This window comes from Arthrobacter glacialis (genome assembly GCF_002909445.1).
GTDB lineage: Bacteria > Actinomycetota > Actinomycetes > Actinomycetales > Micrococcaceae > Specibacter > Specibacter glacialis.
The window spans coordinates 20,703-37,718 of record NZ_PPXC01000004.1; the positions used below are offsets into that span (position 1 = coordinate 20,703).

The following is a 17,016-nucleotide window of genomic DNA, read 5'->3' on the forward strand; positions in this document are numbered from 1 at the left end:
GAGCCGAGGGGGACCATGCAGAAGAAACGCAGCTGGTGCGTGACGGGCGGCAACGTTGGCGGCCCACGCGAATTGCGCAGTCAGGATGGAACCTCGGACAAAGACAGACGGATCGCCCCTGCAAATTGCTGCGCGAGGCGTGGCGTCCCAGGTTATTGCCGAAAGTTACAATCCCGATGACAACCGCCAAAAGTGGCGGCGTGACAACCATACACGTGTGACGGGCATCTATGCCAAACAGGGTCCGAAATGAGCATTTTTCACCGCCGGAGTTGATACCCTCACGGCGGCACCCGGCGGTGGAGCTAAGGGGATTCGAACCCCTGGCCTCTTCGATGCGAACGAAGCGCGCTACCAACTGCGCCATAGCCCCTTGGCAGTGCGTGCACTGCCGTTTTCATAGACTAGTCCTGCAATCGGGTGGATTCCAAGGGATGACTCACGCCGAACCCGAAAGGGCCGTCAACTCACGTGGGTCTTCGATTGCAGCCACTGCCCAAAGCTCTGCTGACCCACGGCATGCTCCGGAATCAAATTCTTGCCGAGCCGCAGGAACGTGCCAAAGGAGCCCGGCAGCGGCATAGTTGTCACGCGAGCCTTGCTGCCGGTGACGCCCTTCCACTCCTTCGCCAGCTCCGCCATGGCCTGCACTTCGGGCCCACCAGCGAGAACTGGCCTGTGCCCGGGATCCTCAACCAGTGCCTCCCCAACAAGCACACGCGCCACGTCCGCCGTCGCAATTGTTTGAAAGGAGACACCACGGAAGGCTGGAATGACACCAACTTTGGCACCTGCAGAAAAAATGCCCGCCAACAGATTGTGAAACTGGGTGGAATACACAACGCTTGTCGCCATGCCCGAGTGCTCGTAACTCAGGGCCCGCGCCGCCTGCGCCTGGTAGTAGCCCACGGAGCACTCCCCTGCCCTGACAATGGTCAGCAAAACGCACCGCTTAACGCCCGCCGCGGCGGCCGCGTTCAAGACAGCCACCGAGGTGACCGGCAGCGCCCGCAACCCAGCGCCGGATCGGGCATCCAGCGTCTCAACCAGCGCATCAACACCAAGCAGCCCCGCCGCAACGCCCTCGCCAGTGTGGAAGTCGCAGTGGACGTACTCCGCTCCCGCCACCCGCGCCTCGGCAGATGGAGGCCGCCGGGTCAATGAGCGCACCTTGTGCCCTCGGGCCAGAACCTCTTCAATAACGGCCCGGCCAGACAGTCCCGTACCGCCTGCAACCGCAATCAAAACCATGGCTCAAACACTACGCCTAGAGGGACAAAACAGCCTCCCGAACGGGGAGTAGTTGTTGATGTTTTTGGAAAACATCAACAACTACTCCCCGTTCGGGAGGCTAAAAGTTTATTAGGCCCGACGGCGTTGGAGGACGTCGTCCAAATTGTTCAGGGCGTAGCTTCCGCGCTCCGAAGGAGCAATCGCCGACGGTGCAACCACAGCGGGCGCAACCACAACCGGGGCGCCCCGGCCGGGAACATCGGGAACAGCCGCAACGCCTTCGTGGTCACCGGCAACACCCACACCGGCCTGGTCAGCCTTGATGGAGGTGCCGGCGGATTTGGGGGCAATAGGAATAGCCAAAGGCTCGGCCTTCGACGCTGCGCGGGCGGCAGTCACGTAGCCGGGCACGGGGACCTCTACCGGCTCCCATGTTTCGACCTCCAACTCACCCTCAGCGAGGGTTTGGGTGTGTGCCAACTTGGCGTCGGCGGTTCCCTTGGCAGCAACGCGCAAAGCGGCAGCGCGCAATTCCTCTGCCGTGAGTGGTTTCTGCACAGGCGCCGGCGGAGCACCTTCTGCACCATCAAAGAGTGTGGTCTCACGCAATTCCGGAGCGGGCGTGGAGGCCTGCGCGGAAGTCGCTCTTGCTGCATCACTTGCAGCAACTCGGGCGGCACGGCGAATATTTTGGTCACGCACAGCAAGCGTGCGGAGGCCTGCAATCACCAAGCCAAACACGGCGAGGGATGCCCAGGTCAAGCCGGAAGTGGTCACAGACAGCATGCTCAGCGCGCCGGAAATACCAGCCACCAGCAATGCCATGAGACCCAGGCAGGCAACCAGGGTTCTGCCCCAGCGGATTTTCAAAGGCTTGTCAGCTGGCGAGGGCACGACCGTTGAAGGTCCCGGCTCCACGTGGGTGTGGGCGTCGGAAGTAATGCTTTCCATTGACGTCTCCTGCAACTGCTGGATTGGGTGGGCTCGCAACACGTGTCCGGCCACATTTCAACCCTAGAGGGGAAACATGTCGCCACCGGCATTACTGGCGGTGTGTCGCAAGCTAAGGGAATAAATCTGACACTTCTTACATCCGATGTCGGTCAACCCACCACCTGATTCCTACCGGCTGGCCAACCACCTGGTCAGGATCCCCTCGGGGACCTCTTCAGCAGTGAGGGCAAAACTCCTATGGTCAGCCCACTGGCCGTTGATGTGCAGGTACCGAGGACGCAGGCCCTCATCCCTGAAGCCCAGCTTCTCCACCACACGCAAACTCGCCACGTTCTCCGGGCGGATGTTGATCTCCATGCGGTGCAGTCCTAGCTGCCGGAAGCAATGGTCCGTAGCCATGGCAACGGCCGTGGGAACAATGCCACGCCCGGCGCGGTCCTGATCCACCCAATACCCCAAGGTGGCAGACATGGCTGATCCCCACATGATGGAGGAAACAGTCAGCTGACCCGCAATGGCTGGTTTTGACTTGCCCGGGACACGCTCAGTAATGATGAACGGCAATGCCGCCGCCTCACGCGCCTGCTGATTCAAGACCCGCACCATTCCACCAAAGGTGGGCAACTGGCCCTGGCTGGCAGGGTTGCTGGCCTCCCACGGCTGAAGCCAGGCAGCATTTCTGGCGCGTACCTGGCTCCACTCCGCCTTGTCACGAAGCTTGATGGGGCGCAGGACCAAATCGCCGCTTTCCAAGGTCACCGGCCAGATGGCCTGCCCCCACATGAACTTAGACCTGGAAGTCGGCTGTGAACTCGCCCAGCCATTCACGCAAGTCCGAGCCCAACTCTTCGTTTTCACAAGCCAAGGTCACCACTGCCTTGAGGTAGCTCAACTTGTCGCCAGTGTCATAGCGGCGGCCACGGAATACGACGCCATACACGCCCCCACCTTCACCGTCCATCGTGGCCAGGGTCTGCAGCGCATCGGTGAGCTGGATTTCATCGCCACGGCCCGGAGGGGTGTTTTCCAGTACTTCAAAGACGGCCGGGTGGAGCACGTAGCGGCCAATGACGGCCAGGTTGGACGGTGCGTCCTCGATGGCCGGCTTCTCGACCAGGTGGTTGACGCGAACGTAGTCTTCGCCTTCAATGACTGTCATGTCGGCGCAACCGTACGAGGAGATCTTGTTCTGCGGAACCTCGATCAAGGCCACCACTGAGCCGCCGGTGCGTTCCTGCACGGCAATCATGGCGGTGAGCAGCTCATCGCGCTCGTCAATCAAGTCATCGCCGAGCAACACGGCAAACGGCTCGTTCCCCACATGGGTCTTGGCGCGCAACACTGCATGCCCCAACCCCTTGGGGTCGCCCTGGCGGACATAGTGGATCTCGCCCAAATCCGTGGCGTGCTGGACAGCGGCGAGGCGCTCGACGTCGCCCTTTTCCTGCAGCAACTGCTCGGTGACGGGAACCCTGTCAAAGTGGTCTTCAAGAGCCCGCTTATTGCGGCCTGTGATCATCAAAACGTCTGTCAGTCCGGCACTTACTGCCTCCTGGACAACATATTGGATGGCTGGTTTGTCAACAACAGGCAACATTTCCTTGGGCATGGCTTTGGTTGCTGGCAGGAATCGAGTGCCCAAACCGGCTGCGGGAATTACCGCTTTACGAACGCGCTGTGCAGGAGTCATGCCCCAAGGTTAGCGGAATTCCAAGCGAAATCATGGATAGTGTTGCTTAGGCCAGTATTCCCCACCTCGAGCGGACAGACATGAGCACAATGAGCAAAGCCGAGTGGAGGGCCCAAATCCGCGCCCAGCGCCAGTCCGTGGCGCCAGCCGCCGGCCCTAAGCTCGCCCGCGTGGGGCTTGACTGGTTGGCTTCCTTGGACATGTTGGCCCCAGCCGCTGCTGGCATGACCGCATGCGCCTACGTCTCCATGGGCCATGAACCACCAACTGCGCCGCTGCTAGAGGCGTGGACGGCGGCCGGGCACACGGTCTATGTTCCGGTATGCGAGCCCGAATATCGGCTGAGCTGGACTCTCTGGCACCCGGGAATCCAAATGGCCAAGAGCCCTCTGGCACCGGTCATGGAACCAGTTGGTCCGCGACTCTCCTTTGCCGCACTGGGTTCGGTGGAAGCCATCCTGATTCCCGCACTAGCCGTGGACACAGCAGGTGTGCGTTTGGGGCAGGGTGGCGGCTACTACGACAGGTTCTTGGCCACCATTCCGGCTCTCCCCGTGGCCGCCGTGGTCTATGCCCATGAACTGGTGGCGCCGGGGCTGCTCCCCCATGATTTCCTCGATGCACGCGTCACCCATGCACTCACTCCAGCCGGCTACCAACGCTGCGGCCCACCCCTAGGCAACGGGAATGCCCAGGAGCCCTGAGGCGTTCTAGCTTGCGATGGTAGAATTAGCCCTTGGGACCATGGACTGCCAGCCACGCGACTGGCGGTTAGGGTTCCAACGCATGTATCCAGGAGGAAAATTAGTGCCCACGTATGCCTACGCCTGCAAAGATTGCGGCCATGCTTTTGATATTCAGCAGTCATTTACCGATGACTCGTTGACTGTGTGCCCGGAATGCCGCGGAAATCTACGCAAGAAGTTCAACTCCGTTGGCGTCGTCTTCAAAGGCACCGGTTTCTACCGCACCGATTCCCGCTCCACCTCCAGCTCGGTGGCAGCTACGGCAAGCACCAGCTCAGAGCCGGCCCCGGCAAGCAGTTCCGCTGGCAGCAGTTCAAGTTCCAGCAGCACCTCCAACAGCGCAGCGCCAGCCAAGGCCGCCACTGTTGGTGCCGCCTAGTATCACGGAGATTTGGGCCCTCGTCGGGCTCTCTTCCATCCTTTAGTTCCTCCACAGGGACAGCTGTGCCATGCACTGTCCACAATAGGGCGAGAGCCACTTTTGCGGGCGGGCGCGTACCCTTAGCGTGGGTGCATGAAAGCAAATCGTGTTCCCGCGCCTCCGCCCACGTACCCAGGACCTGCGTGGCGGTCCCGACATTGGTCGGGACGGGCATCACCACAAACAGCATGGGGGAAATTCTTTCGTCTGGTGATGCGCCGACGAAGACTTGTGGCAGCTCTGCTGCTGTGTGCGGCAGCCGCCATTGCTGTTGAGCAGCTAACCCCTGCGAGTCCTCCCACAACCACCGTTTTGCTTGCTGCGCGGGACCTTCCTGCCGGGCATGTTCTCAGCCCATCCGATCTTGGTCAATCCGCAGTCAGCCCGGCCATGGTGCCAGACGGCTCATTGCTACCAGAATCTGTCCTGTCGCCAGAAAATGGCACAACTACCGCGTGGACAGGCCGGCAGCTTTCAGGCCCCGTCCGCCGCGGAGAAGTCCTCACCGACGCCTCGTTGCTGGGTAACGAACTACTGGTGGGTGCACCACCTGGCAGTCAGGCAGTCCCGGTTCGGTTGAGCGATCCCACCACTGTGACGTTGCTGCGCCAAGGACAGCTGGTGACAGTGGTTTTGAGCAGCAGTGCAGGACTGGACGGGCCAGTCACCAATGAAGTGCTCGCCAGTGATGTTCCCGTTCTCTGGACACCCGCCCTGGCTCCTCAAAGCGGCGGTCTTCTTCCCGCCCAAGAGAATGAGGGGATTGTGGTGGTTGCTGCCTCTCCCGAACAGGCGGTACCGTTGGCCGGCGCAATCAACCGGGGGAAAGTGTTCCTGATACTGCTGAACTGACGCTCCCCCGGAATCGGTGCTACTGGCCGCGGGCAGCCTTGGCGGCAGCAAAGTACCTGGTACTGGCAGGCAGGTAGCAAAGACCCACGGCCACGCCGCCCAGAACAAGCTGCGCCACAGTTGCCAGGCCTGCCGGGAAGCTGATGCCGACCAACTGGATCAACGTCAGTGCCACCAGGACAGCAGCCGTTGACCGCGCCCATGACCGGCCGCGCAGTAGGAAGAAACTGATGAAGAGGTAGGCTCCCACCGTCACAACACCAGCCAAGATCACCGTTAGCAAGCCCATGTTGCGCATCAATTCCAGGCTGGGCACGTCCCCGCTCATGACATCGATCTGCGCTTGGATGGCGGCAAGCCGTTCAGGAGAGGATGCATAGATCAGGCCAAAAATGCTCGCAACAATCTGCACAACGGCGCAAAGTCCCAAGAGTCTGGCTGCAACTTTAACAAGCCCTGGAGTTTCCGGCATGGACGCCCCGGGGTTCTTGTCCACGAATGCGCCTATTCCTGGAATTTGTGGCGAAGTAGCCATGGTGATCCTTTTAGTCTTTAGCCCCAGTGCGGGGGTTTGTTCTCGCGCAGCCATTCGTCATGGCCCTTGGCTGTGGGTGTGTCGCCCCAGGTGTGGTCGGCGTCGTGCGGAGCTACCTTGGGCAAGACGCCCGAATCCGATGACGGTGCCAAGTCGCCGGCCGCATCCTGAGCCGACTCTGCAGCCGGTTCGGCCATGGCCTCGGCAGTGGTTTCAGCCGCTGACTCAGTCTCGTTCATATTCGCAGCCTGCTCACTCACTGACTTCTCGCTTTCAGCACTCACTAAATCTTGTTCCAGTTCCGGCGCCATGTCCTCGCTCTGGGTTTCCCCGGGCGCTTCGACTGCGTCGTTGTTTGTCTCGGCGGCTGTTCCGCTGCGCCGCCGCGAACGGGGCGAATCGATCACGGCCGTCATGGACGTATCCAAGGAGGTGCCCATCAGGGAGGCCAGATCGGCGTCGCCAGCTGTGGAGGACAGGCCCAGGAAACGGCCAATTTGGTCGGCACAACTCGAGGGATCCGTGAAGACTTCAATGGTCCACAGCGGAACGTAGCGCCAACCTAGGCGTTCCAGCATCTCGGGCCGCAGGCGACTCCGTTCACGCACACTCATGTTCTGGTATTTGGCGGTGCCATCCGATTCAACTGCCACAGGGACAGGGATCTCATGCTCGGCGCGGCCCAACAACTGGATGGGATCCGGGGCTGCCGCCATGTCCAGGGCGCCGTCGTAGTGGTGCCACACGCGGGCCCCGCGGGCACGGAGCCTGTCGGCAAGGTCGGCCACCAAGGGGTCTTCACCCGTGATCCGTTCGCTGTCCTGGGCGCGCGATGCGGGTGTGCCCAACAACGAATTCCCGGCCAGTTCACGGTCCAGCAGCTCAAAGAAGTCGGTGGCGCCGTAGCTCAAACGCTGCTCGTCCAGATCCTCGGGACGGAAGCAGGTCAAGATGTGGATATGAGTCCGGGCACGGGTCATGGCCAGCGCAAACTTGGCGCGGCCATCAGGCTCGGACAACGGACCAAAGCCATGCAGGGCGCGGCCATGGGGTGTCCGGCCATAACCTAGGGAGAAGATAACCCTGTCCCTGACCAAGCCGGCAGCCCTGTCCACCGTGACCACACGGAAAGACTCAGGACCGGATGCGAAGAACTCGCCCAGCAAAGGATGGTTGGCCATGTGGATCCGGATGGCCTGCGCCACACGTACCGCGTGGCGGTCACTGGCAGTAATAACCGCCAACGACTCGCGCGGACGTACCCTGGCGTGTTCAAACACCAGGTCCACAACGCGGTTCACCTCAGCCACCACTGACTCGACACCACCGTCGCCAGCACCCGGCAGGCCCTTGCCGTCAGGCAGGTAGTCCACGGTGAGTGAGCGTTCAAGGCCAGTCACGGCGCGGCCATCGGGCAGGCGTTCGAGCTGGGCGTCGTAGAAACCATTGCTGAGCTGGCGGACCAACTCTTCATCCACGGCACGGTAGGAAACCGTCAGGCGGTGGCGCGGCAACACGCGCGACAGTGCACCAAAAACGCTTTCCAGTGGGTGTTGCTCGCTGCCGCGCTGCGACGGTGAGCTGACAGCCACGGTGAAACTCTTGGGGCAGGCTGTTTGCTCATCCCCAAAGGCAACCACTTGGTCGGCACGGGCCAACGCTGGCAGGGCCGATTGCAATGATGTTGATTCGGCATCCAGGATAATCACTGCATCAAAGCGGTAATCGGAGGGGATTGCCGTGGGCACCACCAGGGGGCTCAGCACAAACACGGGAGCCAAGTTGCGCAACAAGTCCGGCGCTTGAGCACTCAGTGCGGCCAAGGAAACCCGGCCATCCTTCAAAACGTTGCGCAGCATTTCGCCCTGGCGGTTGCGGCCAGCCAGGATTTCAGTCCACTGCTGCGCCAAACGCCAGCGAATGCGGCCGGGCCCGGAGGCAACATGGGTTTGGTCAGCCAAGCGGAACTCGGCCTCCAAACGGCGCAGGTTGGCGCCGTCGGACATGGCAAGGTATTCATCCCCGCTAATCATCGCCTCAAGGGCAGACTGCCACCACGCCAATTCAAGCTCTGACCCGGTCTGCTCGGCGGGAACCTCACGGTGAGCCAGATCAGCCAGCAATTCGCCCAGTCCCTGCTCGCGCAGGCCGTCCAGCAACAGTGTGCGCTCAGGCAGCGTCTCCAACGTTTCCTTGGACGCCACCAAGGCCTCCAGACGGCCAACCAGCTCGCCAGCGTTGAAGTTCAGCAGGTCACCGCCATCCACTGTGCGCTCCAGAACCGCACCCAAGGTCAGCAGCTTCTCCCGCAGTGCCGCATAGCTTCGGTTCAGCTCGGCCAGGCCCGAAGGTACCGTGGGGTGGCGCTTGCTGGTGGCGGCCTCGGCCCACAGTGCACTCTGCTCATTCACCAGAACCAATGACTCATGCAGATCGGCAATGTGAACGCCCGGGCGCACCAAGTCCTTGGCGTTGCGGCGGAACCGTGCACGCTGCAGGGCAGGCATTTCGATCCCGCGCTCACGCCGCCAGGCAGCCGTGGCGGTGGCAGCGATCATGTCTTCGGTGGACCAGTCAAAAATATCGGCGTTGAACTTGTCCAAGCTCTCGCGGATGGCCACCAGCATGTTCAGTTGAAGGCCCCAGTCGGCAAAGGTAACGCCCTGGGTGATCTGGCCAAATTCAGCCACCTCGCGCATCTTGGCGGCAAAGAGGGGAACCTGCTCATGGAGCTGCTCGGCCAGTGAGTAGGCCACTTCAGTTTCCTTGCGGGTGACCATGCGGGCACCGTGCCAGGCACTACTCACGGCCACTTGGCTAAACGCGCCCAAGGCCGCGGCACGGCGCAAACGCCCTGTCAGTTCCTTGCGGTCACGGATGCTGTCCAACACGCTGCGCTTGAGCCGCACAGTGGTGGCCGGTGCCGGATGTATGGAGGTCAGCTCCGCCAGCGACTGCATGGCCTGATACGGTGAGCAGCCCCACCGCTCGCGGACATTGTGCAGGCTCGCCACGTGGTCCACCAGCTGGTGGCGGTGATCAACCAAGGTCTCGTGCAGATTGGCCAGCTTGGGCTCAACAGCTTTTTCGTTGCGTGTGATGGCACGAATGAGCTGGGATTTGATTTGTTGCGGCCCGCTTTGGGCGCTGAGCTGGAGCATCAAGGAGTCCAGATCATGCTCGGTGAGGATCTGGGCCAACTCGTTCAGCGTGCCGCGACGTTCGCCCACCACCAAAACGCTCTTGCCGTCATGGACCAGCTGGGCAATCGCATTGATGGCTGTTTGGGTTTGCCCGGTGCCCGGAGGGGTTGAGACCAGCACCGAATCCCCTGCACGGATCATGTCCAGCACGTATTGCTGTTGCCGATCGGCGTCGCGCACCAGGATTTCATCCTCCGGACGGCGATCATCCAAGGACGTGAACCTGGAAAAGTCCGGTTCCAGTTCAACCGGAAGGACATCGTCCTCACTGTGACGCTGCAACAGCTCCAGCAGTTCACTGCCCGCCATCAGGGCAGGGTCGCTCAGGTTGTCATTGAGGAAGCCAAAGCTGGAAACCACCAGCTCATGCTCCACGGTGGACCCTGAAATGGGTGCCAGCATGTTCCGGACGCGATCCAGCACGGGGGTGGGATCAAAGCGTGCGGTGCTGTACGCGAGCCGGCCCAGAGCGGCAGCATCAACGTGGATGTTGGTGTGTTCGCTCAGGTGCTTGACCAGCGCGGGATTGATCTGTGCCTGCTCCATGAGCTGGAGTTCGTAGTCGTCCTGGCCCGGACGCACCGTCAGTGCGACGGCGGCCAGCAGCACGGGTGCATTGACTGCCTCATGGTCATCGCCCAAGGCAGACCACCGGGCCATCCCGGCGGCGAGGTAGCCGACGTCGATCCCGCGATCGGTGCTCAGCTCAAAGATCTTGGCCCGCAACGCAGCGGCGGCCCGCTTGGCAGCTGCGTAGTGTTCGGGTTCGCGAATCAGCGTGGATAGCCGGGTTTTGCGGCCAGCCAAGAGCTGCGCCAGTCCGGAGGGGTGGGCGTGCGTGAGGCTGATGCTGCCATGCTCGGTTTTTACGAAGGCAAGGGCGGTATCGGCTCCGGAATAGGAATCCAATCCAGCAAGCCAGGATTGGAGTTCAGGTGAACTCACATTGAGGCTTGCAACTTCGGACACGGGTGCCTTCTTCTCTGCACTTGAGCGAAACGGTCTTGACCATACTGACATGCAATTTAGGCTATCGCCCCTAGCCTTTTAATGCCTGTTCGGCACACTGGGGAGCACCAAATAAAGCCAGAAAAACGGCTTTTCCGGTACTCCCCAGTGGTCCTGTGGGTTTTACTCCCACTCAATGGTTCCCGGCGGCTTGGACGTGACGTCCAAAACAACGCGGTTTACGCCTTCCACCTCATTGGTGATTCGGTTGGAGATCTTGGCCAGCAGATCGTACGGAAGGCGTGACCAGTCAGCCGTCATGGCGTCCTCGGAGGACACCGGACGGAGCACAATGGGGTGACCGTAGGTACGGCCGTCACCCATGACGCCCACGCTGCGCACATCGGCGAGCAGCACTACGGGCATCTGCCACACTTCATTGTCCAGGCCGGCAGCTGTGAGCTCGGCGCGGGCAATGGCATCAGCCTTGCGCAGCAGTTCCAGGCGTTCGCCGGTGATTTCGCCGACGATGCGGATACCTAGGCCGGGGCCGGGGAACGGCTGGCGGCCAACGATTTCGGCAGGCAGGCCCAGTTCGGCGCCCACGGCACGGACCTCGTCCTTGAACAAGGCACGCAACGGCTCAACGAGCTCAAAGCGCAGGTCCTCGGGCAGACCGCCAACATTGTGGTGGCTCTTGATGTTGGCTGCGCCTTCACCACCGCCGGATTCAACAACATCGGGGTAGAGGGTGCCCTGAACCAGGAACTTGATCTCTTCGCCTTCTGAAGCTGCCTCGGCCATGATGGCGCGTTCTGCTTCTTCGAAGGCGCGGATGAATTCGCGGCCAATGATCTTGCGCTTGGTCTCCGGATCGGAAACACCGGCAAGGGCGTTCAGGAAGCGGTCCTGCTCGTTGGCAACGTACAGCTTGGCGCCGGTGGAGGCTACGAAGTCGAGCTCAACCTGCTCGGCCTCACCCTGACGGAGCAAGCCGTGGTTGACGAACACGCAGGTGAGTTGGTCGCCCACAGCGCGCTGCACCAGGGCGGCGGCCACGGCAGAGTCAACGCCACCAGAAAGACCACAAATGACCTTTGCGCTGCCAATCTGCTCGCGGATGCGATCAACCTGCTCGTCCAGGATGCTGTTGGCAGTCCAGTTCTTTTCCAGCTTGGCGCCGTTGAACAGGAAGTTCTCCAACACGGTCTGGCCGAACTCGGAGTGCTTGACCTCGGGGTGCCACTGGACACCGAAGAGGCACTTTTCCTCATTGGCAAAGGCGGCAACGGGTGCGCCAGCTGAGGACGCGAGGACGTCGAAGCCCTCGGGCGCCTGCTGGACGCTGTCACCATGGCTCATCCAGGTGGTTTGCACGTCACCTGTGGAGCTGAGGATGGAGCGGCTTTCGCCAACCAGGGAAACGTTTGTTGCACCGTATTCGCGCGAACCTGTTTCGGCGACGGTACCGCCCAAGGCAGCAGCCATGGCTTGGAAACCATAGCAAATACCCAAGACCGGAATGCCGGCTTCGAACAGGTCAGCACCAACGCTGGGTGCGCCCTCTGCGTAGACACTTGAAGGTCCACCGGAGAGAATAATGGCAGCTGGGTTTTTGGCCAGCAACTGCGCAGTTGTATAGGTATGCGGCACGATTTCCGAGTACACATTGGCCTCACGCACACGGCGCGCAATCAACTGGGCATACTGGGCACCGTAGTCCACAACCAGGACGGGCTTCTGGGAAGTCTGGGCCGTAGCGGGATTAGTCACCCTTCAATCTTAACCCACGCCGCAGCCAGCTTGCTGCGCACCCCCAGTTTGAGTGACCAGCACCTCAAATTTCCCAGCGCTATCGCAGCTATGGGACTTAAACCCGGAACGCTCCTGCAGTTGTGCAGGAGCGTTCCGAAAAACCCACCCACGTCTGCAGGAGCGTCAGGCGGTGGAGCGTGTGGGATGCTGCCCCTTAGGGTTCGACGGCGATTGGCTCTAGTAGCGTTTGCCGGCCTTTGGATTGGCGGCAACCTCTGCCAGCACTTCCTTGTGAACCTTGCCTTCAACAATGAAGGACAGGAACGGCACCACGCCGCCCAGGGCAATGAGTACCAGCTTGCCAAACGGCCAGCGCATGAGAGTCCACAGGCGGAAGTCGGCAATCAAGTACACAACGTACATCCAGCCATGAACAATCAGAACCATAGTGGACAGGTTCACGCCGCCGGTGATCGCCATGGCGCCACCGTCAACGTTCACCAAGCCAAAGCCGTGGGACTCGCCCGTGATGGAGTTGGTGCCACCAGCCACCAGAACGCTGCTGAAGGCGTAGCGCAGCACCAGTTCAACCACCAGCAGCAGGAGCATGGCACCTGTTGCGTAGGCCAGCACCTTGTAAAACTTCAGTGCCGTCATGATCTGGGCAGGGGTGCCGCCAAAGCGTCGCTTCGGGGTTGCAGCATTGGTCGATGCTGCCGGGGCGCCGCTCGATTTGGGCTCGGTCACTTTGTTACCTCTTTGGTCGTATCTTCATCGGGGGTGTCGTCGTCCGGGTATTCCAGGTCGTAGAGTGCGTCTTGGTCGCGGCGGTAGTCATCGGCCACCAAACGCCACCACAGGAACAAAGCAAAGCCGGCGAAGACTACCCATTCAATCGCGTAGAAAATGTTCAGCCAGTTGACCTTGTCATTTTGGTCCGTTGCGGTGACAGTAATCGGCAGCAGTCCCGAGGACTGTGCTGAGGCGCCAACGTCTGCACCGTTCGCCATCTCGTGGCGGGAGACCACAAATGCGGCGTAGGTGGTTACGTTCCACATGTTTGTCAGCTCGGCGCTGGAGAGTGCACTGACTTGGCCGGCGGGGAGATCCGGTGCCAGCACTGGACCTTCGGAGTTCAGCAACCTGCCTTCAAGCTGGACGGTTCCGCTGGGTGCGCTGGGCAGTTTGTCAGGTGATGCAATCCAGCCGCGGGCCACGGGAATCACTACTTCCTTAGTTGCCGCTACACCTGAGAGCGTTGGGGCTCCGTCCACCACAAAGGCCGTGACAACCCAGTAGCCAACGTCGCCGTCCTGTACGCGCTCGGGGACCACGACTTGTTTTGCGGGGTCAAAGTGGCCGCTGGTGGTCACCAACTGGCCCTCAATGTCGCCGGTCAGGGGCTCACCCGGAACCATGATGTTCAGCAGAGGCTGAACCTTCTCTGTCACTGTGGGAGGAGCCACGTCTTTTTCCAGCGAGCGGGAGAACTGCCACTGGCTCAGCAGGACTAAGACGGCGGAAACGGCCAACGCAAATACCAGCGCGGCTATCCATTTGGGCTTAACGGCAGTTTTCAACACCCTTCAACGTTACTTCGTCACCGTGTAGAACAACGAATGCGCCTGGAAACCCGGACCTGCCTGGGCCCACGCGCCAGCGGCTGAAATCGGGGAGGAGCTGGGTGGGCCCCCGCGCCCGAGGGCCCCGCCGCGAGCCTGCGAGTGGTGGGAGGGCGTGGGGCCTAGTGGTCGAAGAAAATCAATGACGAGTTGATGAGTTCGGCAATAACCTCGGGATCGTGGGCCCGGCGCAGGGATTCACGGTAGTTTTCCTTGAACAAGGACCTGGCTAGCGTGGCCAGCACCTCCAGGTGCGCGGAGAATGAGCTGGCGGGCGTGGCAATGAGCAAGATCACCGTGGCGGGGCCGTCAACGGCACCAAAATCGAGGCTGTGGTCAAACTTGGTGATGCCCACGGCGATGGAGATTTCATTGACGAACTCGCTGCGCGCGTGTGGCAGGCCAATACCTCCGGGGAGTCCAGTGGCCATCTGATGCTCGCGGGAGTTGACGTCGCGCAAGAAACCGTCAAGATCGGAGATGCGGCCGTGCTCAAAGAGTTTCGCGGCCAATTGGGCGGTTCCGTCTTCTTTCGAGTCGGCTACCATTTCCAAAATAACCAAGTTGGGGTTGGTTAGTTCAGTTTCATAGCGTTCCAGCGAACCCGATGTCATCAGTACCTTTCGGCTGGTGTTGGAATAAAAGACTGCCCCCAGTCTAGTCTCATTTCCGCCTCGAAATAGGGGCTCCGCCGGGGTCGTTGTTAAGGAACAAAGTGCCCCGGCCCAACGGCCGAGGCACTTTGAAACCACAAAACTACGGGGAGACGATGACGTCAATCCGCTGGAATTCCTTCAGGTCTGAATAACCTGTGGTGGCCATGGACCGGCGCAGCGCACCAATCAGGTTTGAGGTGCCGTCGGCTTGGTGTGCCGGACCGTACAGGACCTCTTCCAGGGTTCCTACGGTGCCCATCTTCACGCGGTGGCCGCGCGGCAGTTCCTGGTGGTGGGCTTCGGCACCCCAGTGCCAGCCCTGGCCGGGCGCCTCGGCGGCGCGGGACAAAGCTGCCCCGAGCATGACGGCGTCGGCGCCCATGGCAATGGCCTTGACGATGTCACCGCTGGAGCCCATGCCGCCGTCGGCAATCACGTGCACGTAGCGTCCGCCAGACTCATCCATGTAGTCGCGGCGGGCCGCGGCAACGTCGGAGATGGCGCTGGCCATGGGTGACCGGATACCCAGTGCGCGGCTTGTGGTGGTGGAGGCGCCTCCGCCGAAGCCCACCAGGACACCGGCTGCGCCAGTGCGCATCAGGTGCAGGGCCGAGGTGTAGCCTGCCGCGCCACCAACAATGACGGGGACATCGAGTTCATAGATGAACTGCTTGAGGTTCAAAGGCTCGGTGGTCTTGGACACGTGCTCAGCGGAAACAGTGGTTCCTCGAATCACAAAAATGTCCACGCCGGCTGCGATGACAGTCTTGTAGAACTCCTGGGTGCGTTGCGGCGTCAGGGAGCCGGCAACGGTCACGCCGGCGGCACGAATCTCGGCCAGGCGGGCCGTGATCAGTTCCGCCTTGATGGGTGCGCTGTAGATTTCCTGCAGGCGGCGGGTGGTCTCGGGATCAACCACCGAGCCTTCCAGCGTTGCAATCTCATCCAGCACCGGCTGCGGGTCCTCGTAGCGAGTCCACAGGCCTTCCAGATCCAGGACACCCAAGCCACCCAATTTGCCCAAGGCAATGGCTGTCTCCGGGGACATCACCGAGTCCATGGGCGCCCCAATGACGGGCACCTCAAACTGGTAAGCGTCGATCTGCCATTTCACCGACACATCCTGGGGATCGCGAGTACGCCTGTTGGGCACAATCGAAATCTCATCCAACGAGTATGCGCGGCGTCCACGCTTTCCACGGCCAATCTCAATCTCATAAGTCACGCCCCCTAGCCTATCGCAGCGAGCGCCAGAGCCCTTAAACCGCTCAGTCCACGGACTTTTGCAGCGCCAGGGCGGCTGCCGCTTCCAAGCCTGCAATGCGCTCCACTTTCGCTGCCATGGCCGTAAAATCAGGCTCCCCGTCCCGCCCGATCAGCACTGCCAGCTCATCCCAAAGTTCGCCCAGTTCTTTGTATTGTGCGCCAACTTGGCCCAATGCAGTGGGGAGCCCGACGCCGGACGCCCCGTCCCCGAGCATCGCCACCTCGCGCAAAAATTGCGCATGCAACGGCCGGAGAGCCCCGGGGCCACTGAACCGTTTGCCGGCCAGGAGGCCGTGCAACATGGCAAGGCCAGCTTGGGAGCGTTGGGGGTCGCCAAAGATTCGCGTCCAGCCACGCTTGGTGGAGGTGTCCCGCAGCCGCAAAGCCCATTGTTCCATTCCAAGAATGCCAAAGTTATTGGCATATCCCGGCGGGATCCCGGGCGGCGCTTGCTGTGTCAACAGGGCGTGGGCGGTCTCGGCAATGGTCTGGCGCAGCACAGCTTTGGTCAAGATCTCCCCTGTAGGTTCGCCCCCGCTCCCCTGCACAACATGCGCCTGCCAGTGCTTGTCCGCCTTCCGTGCGCCGCGCGCCTGTGCCAGCTCCTCCGGCGCTATCCTCTCGAGTCTCCCGCCGCCGTCGTCCACCAGGTAGCCGCCGCCGTCGTCCACCAGGTAGCCGTCGCCGTCACGGGCCACCACGGCAACATCCATGGAATCCATGTCCGCCAGCGCATCCGACGCGGCCCACGGCAGCTTCCCGCGCACAAGCCGCACCACTGCCGGAACCCCAGAGTCCAGCGCAGCGTCCAGCCGCGCCTGGGCCAGCGTGGCGCTCCCGGTCTGCTGAATGTTGACGCCTGCGCCACTGCGCCGCAGCAGATTCTCGGTGTACGGGCCGGGGTGAAAACGGGTGACCACGGAGGCTGTGGTGGTTTCCTTGTACTCAAACGTAAAAATCATGAAGCCGATTCCGCCCGCCAGGCCAGCCAACATGGCTTCGCTGTAGGGTCCGCCGGTGAAGGGGTTCCGTACGCCGGAGGTGGCCAGCACCCGGGTCCACAGACCCGAGTCCCAGTGTGAATATTCAGTCTGTGGATCATAGGCGGGGAGCATGGGTTGATTGTAGCTGCGAC

15 protein-coding genes, 1 tRNA gene and 1 pseudogene are annotated in these 17,016 nt (G+C 61.5%); 3 read left to right on the forward strand and 14 right to left on the reverse strand.

The features are described from left to right. Positions 1 to 300: 300 nt before the first annotated feature. The 5 genes from CVS27_RS05695 to galU all read right to left on the reverse strand — a co-directional run bounded on the left by CVS27_RS05695 (position 301) and on the right by galU (position 3,877). A tRNA-Ala gene (locus tag CVS27_RS05695) sits at positions 301 to 373 on the reverse strand. 89 nt (positions 374 to 462) lie between these two features. Beyond that, the gene (locus CVS27_RS05700; RefSeq protein WP_103464788.1) at positions 463 to 1,251 is read right to left on the reverse strand and encodes an SDR family oxidoreductase; all 789 of its coding nucleotides are present in this window, start codon (positions 1,249 to 1,251) and stop codon (positions 463 to 465) included. Positions 1,252 to 1,362: 111 nt separating this feature from the next. After that, entirely contained in the window at positions 1,363 to 2,184 is an 822-nt protein-coding gene (locus tag CVS27_RS05705; RefSeq protein ID WP_103464789.1) for a hypothetical protein, read from the reverse strand. A 171-nt stretch (positions 2,185 to 2,355) separates the two neighbouring features. After that, positions 2,356 to 2,970, reverse strand: coding sequence for a GNAT family N-acetyltransferase (locus tag CVS27_RS05710; RefSeq protein WP_103464790.1), 615 nt, complete (start codon positions 2,968 to 2,970; stop codon positions 2,356 to 2,358). Positions 2,971 to 2,974: 4 nt separating this feature from the next. Continuing rightward, positions 2,975 to 3,877 carry a UTP--glucose-1-phosphate uridylyltransferase GalU gene (galU, locus tag CVS27_RS05715; protein ID WP_103464791.1) on the reverse strand — a complete coding sequence of 301 codons (903 nt, stop codon included), beginning with the start codon at positions 3,875 to 3,877 and terminating at the stop codon, positions 2,975 to 2,977. Between the two features lie 80 nt (positions 3,878 to 3,957). Here galU and CVS27_RS05720 point away from each other — a divergent pair, with 80 nt between their 5' ends. Next, positions 3,958 to 4,581, forward strand: coding sequence for a 5-formyltetrahydrofolate cyclo-ligase (locus tag CVS27_RS05720; RefSeq protein ID WP_103464792.1), 624 nt, complete (start codon positions 3,958 to 3,960; stop codon positions 4,579 to 4,581). An 82-nt stretch (positions 4,582 to 4,663) separates the two neighbouring features. Beyond that, positions 4,664 to 4,777, forward strand: a pseudogene (locus CVS27_RS21220) (FmdB family zinc ribbon protein); the annotation flags it as partial. Positions 4,778 to 4,839: 62 nt separating this feature from the next. Here the strand turns inward: CVS27_RS21220 and CVS27_RS21225 are convergent. Next, a complete protein-coding gene (locus tag CVS27_RS21225) occupies positions 4,840 to 4,986 on the reverse strand; it encodes a hypothetical protein (protein ID WP_243399919.1) in 147 nt (48 codons plus the stop codon). Between the two features lie 289 nt (positions 4,987 to 5,275). On the opposite strand from CVS27_RS21225, the gene CVS27_RS05730 reads away from it, so the two are divergent. Beyond that, complete coding sequence (locus CVS27_RS05730) at positions 5,276 to 5,896, forward strand: RcpC/CpaB family pilus assembly protein (protein ID WP_243399915.1); 621 nt, start codon at positions 5,276 to 5,278, stop codon at positions 5,894 to 5,896. 19 nt (positions 5,897 to 5,915) lie between these two features. On the opposite strand, the gene CVS27_RS05735 is transcribed toward CVS27_RS05730, so the two are convergent. The 8 genes from CVS27_RS05735 to CVS27_RS05770 form a co-directional block, all read right to left on the reverse strand. After that, a complete protein-coding gene (locus CVS27_RS05735; RefSeq protein WP_133162887.1) occupies positions 5,916 to 6,431 on the reverse strand; it encodes a hypothetical protein in 516 nt (171 codons plus the stop codon). A gap of 17 nt (positions 6,432 to 6,448) precedes the next feature. Then, positions 6,449 to 10,654, reverse strand: coding sequence for a DUF4011 domain-containing protein (locus CVS27_RS05740; RefSeq protein WP_103464796.1), 4,206 nt, complete (start codon positions 10,652 to 10,654; stop codon positions 6,449 to 6,451). Positions 10,655 to 10,765: 111 nt separating this feature from the next. Next, a complete protein-coding gene (gene guaA, locus CVS27_RS05745) occupies positions 10,766 to 12,355 on the reverse strand; it encodes a glutamine-hydrolyzing GMP synthase (RefSeq protein WP_103464797.1) in 1,590 nt (529 codons plus the stop codon). 219 nt (positions 12,356 to 12,574) lie between these two features. Then, positions 12,575 to 13,084 (reverse strand): DUF3817 domain-containing protein, encoded by a 510-nt coding sequence (locus CVS27_RS05750; RefSeq protein ID WP_370739473.1) that lies wholly within the window; start codon positions 13,082 to 13,084, stop codon positions 12,575 to 12,577. Continuing rightward, positions 13,081 to 13,920: an SURF1 family protein gene (locus CVS27_RS05755; protein WP_103464798.1), complete on the reverse strand. Its 840-nt coding sequence runs from the start codon at positions 13,918 to 13,920 to the stop codon at positions 13,081 to 13,083. The genes CVS27_RS05750 and CVS27_RS05755 overlap by 4 nt, the downstream gene beginning before the upstream one ends. Before the next feature lie 161 nt (positions 13,921 to 14,081). Next, positions 14,082 to 14,573, reverse strand: coding sequence for a PTS sugar transporter subunit IIA (locus CVS27_RS05760; RefSeq protein ID WP_103464799.1), 492 nt, complete (start codon positions 14,571 to 14,573; stop codon positions 14,082 to 14,084). Between the two features lie 142 nt (positions 14,574 to 14,715). Continuing rightward, positions 14,716 to 15,840, reverse strand: coding sequence for a GuaB3 family IMP dehydrogenase-related protein (locus CVS27_RS05765; protein WP_103464800.1), 1,125 nt, complete (start codon positions 15,838 to 15,840; stop codon positions 14,716 to 14,718). A 43-nt stretch (positions 15,841 to 15,883) separates the two neighbouring features. Continuing rightward, positions 15,884 to 16,996: a BtrH N-terminal domain-containing protein gene (locus CVS27_RS05770; RefSeq protein ID WP_103464801.1), complete on the reverse strand. Its 1,113-nt coding sequence runs from the start codon at positions 16,994 to 16,996 to the stop codon at positions 15,884 to 15,886. Positions 16,997 to 17,016: the final 20 nt, after the last annotated feature.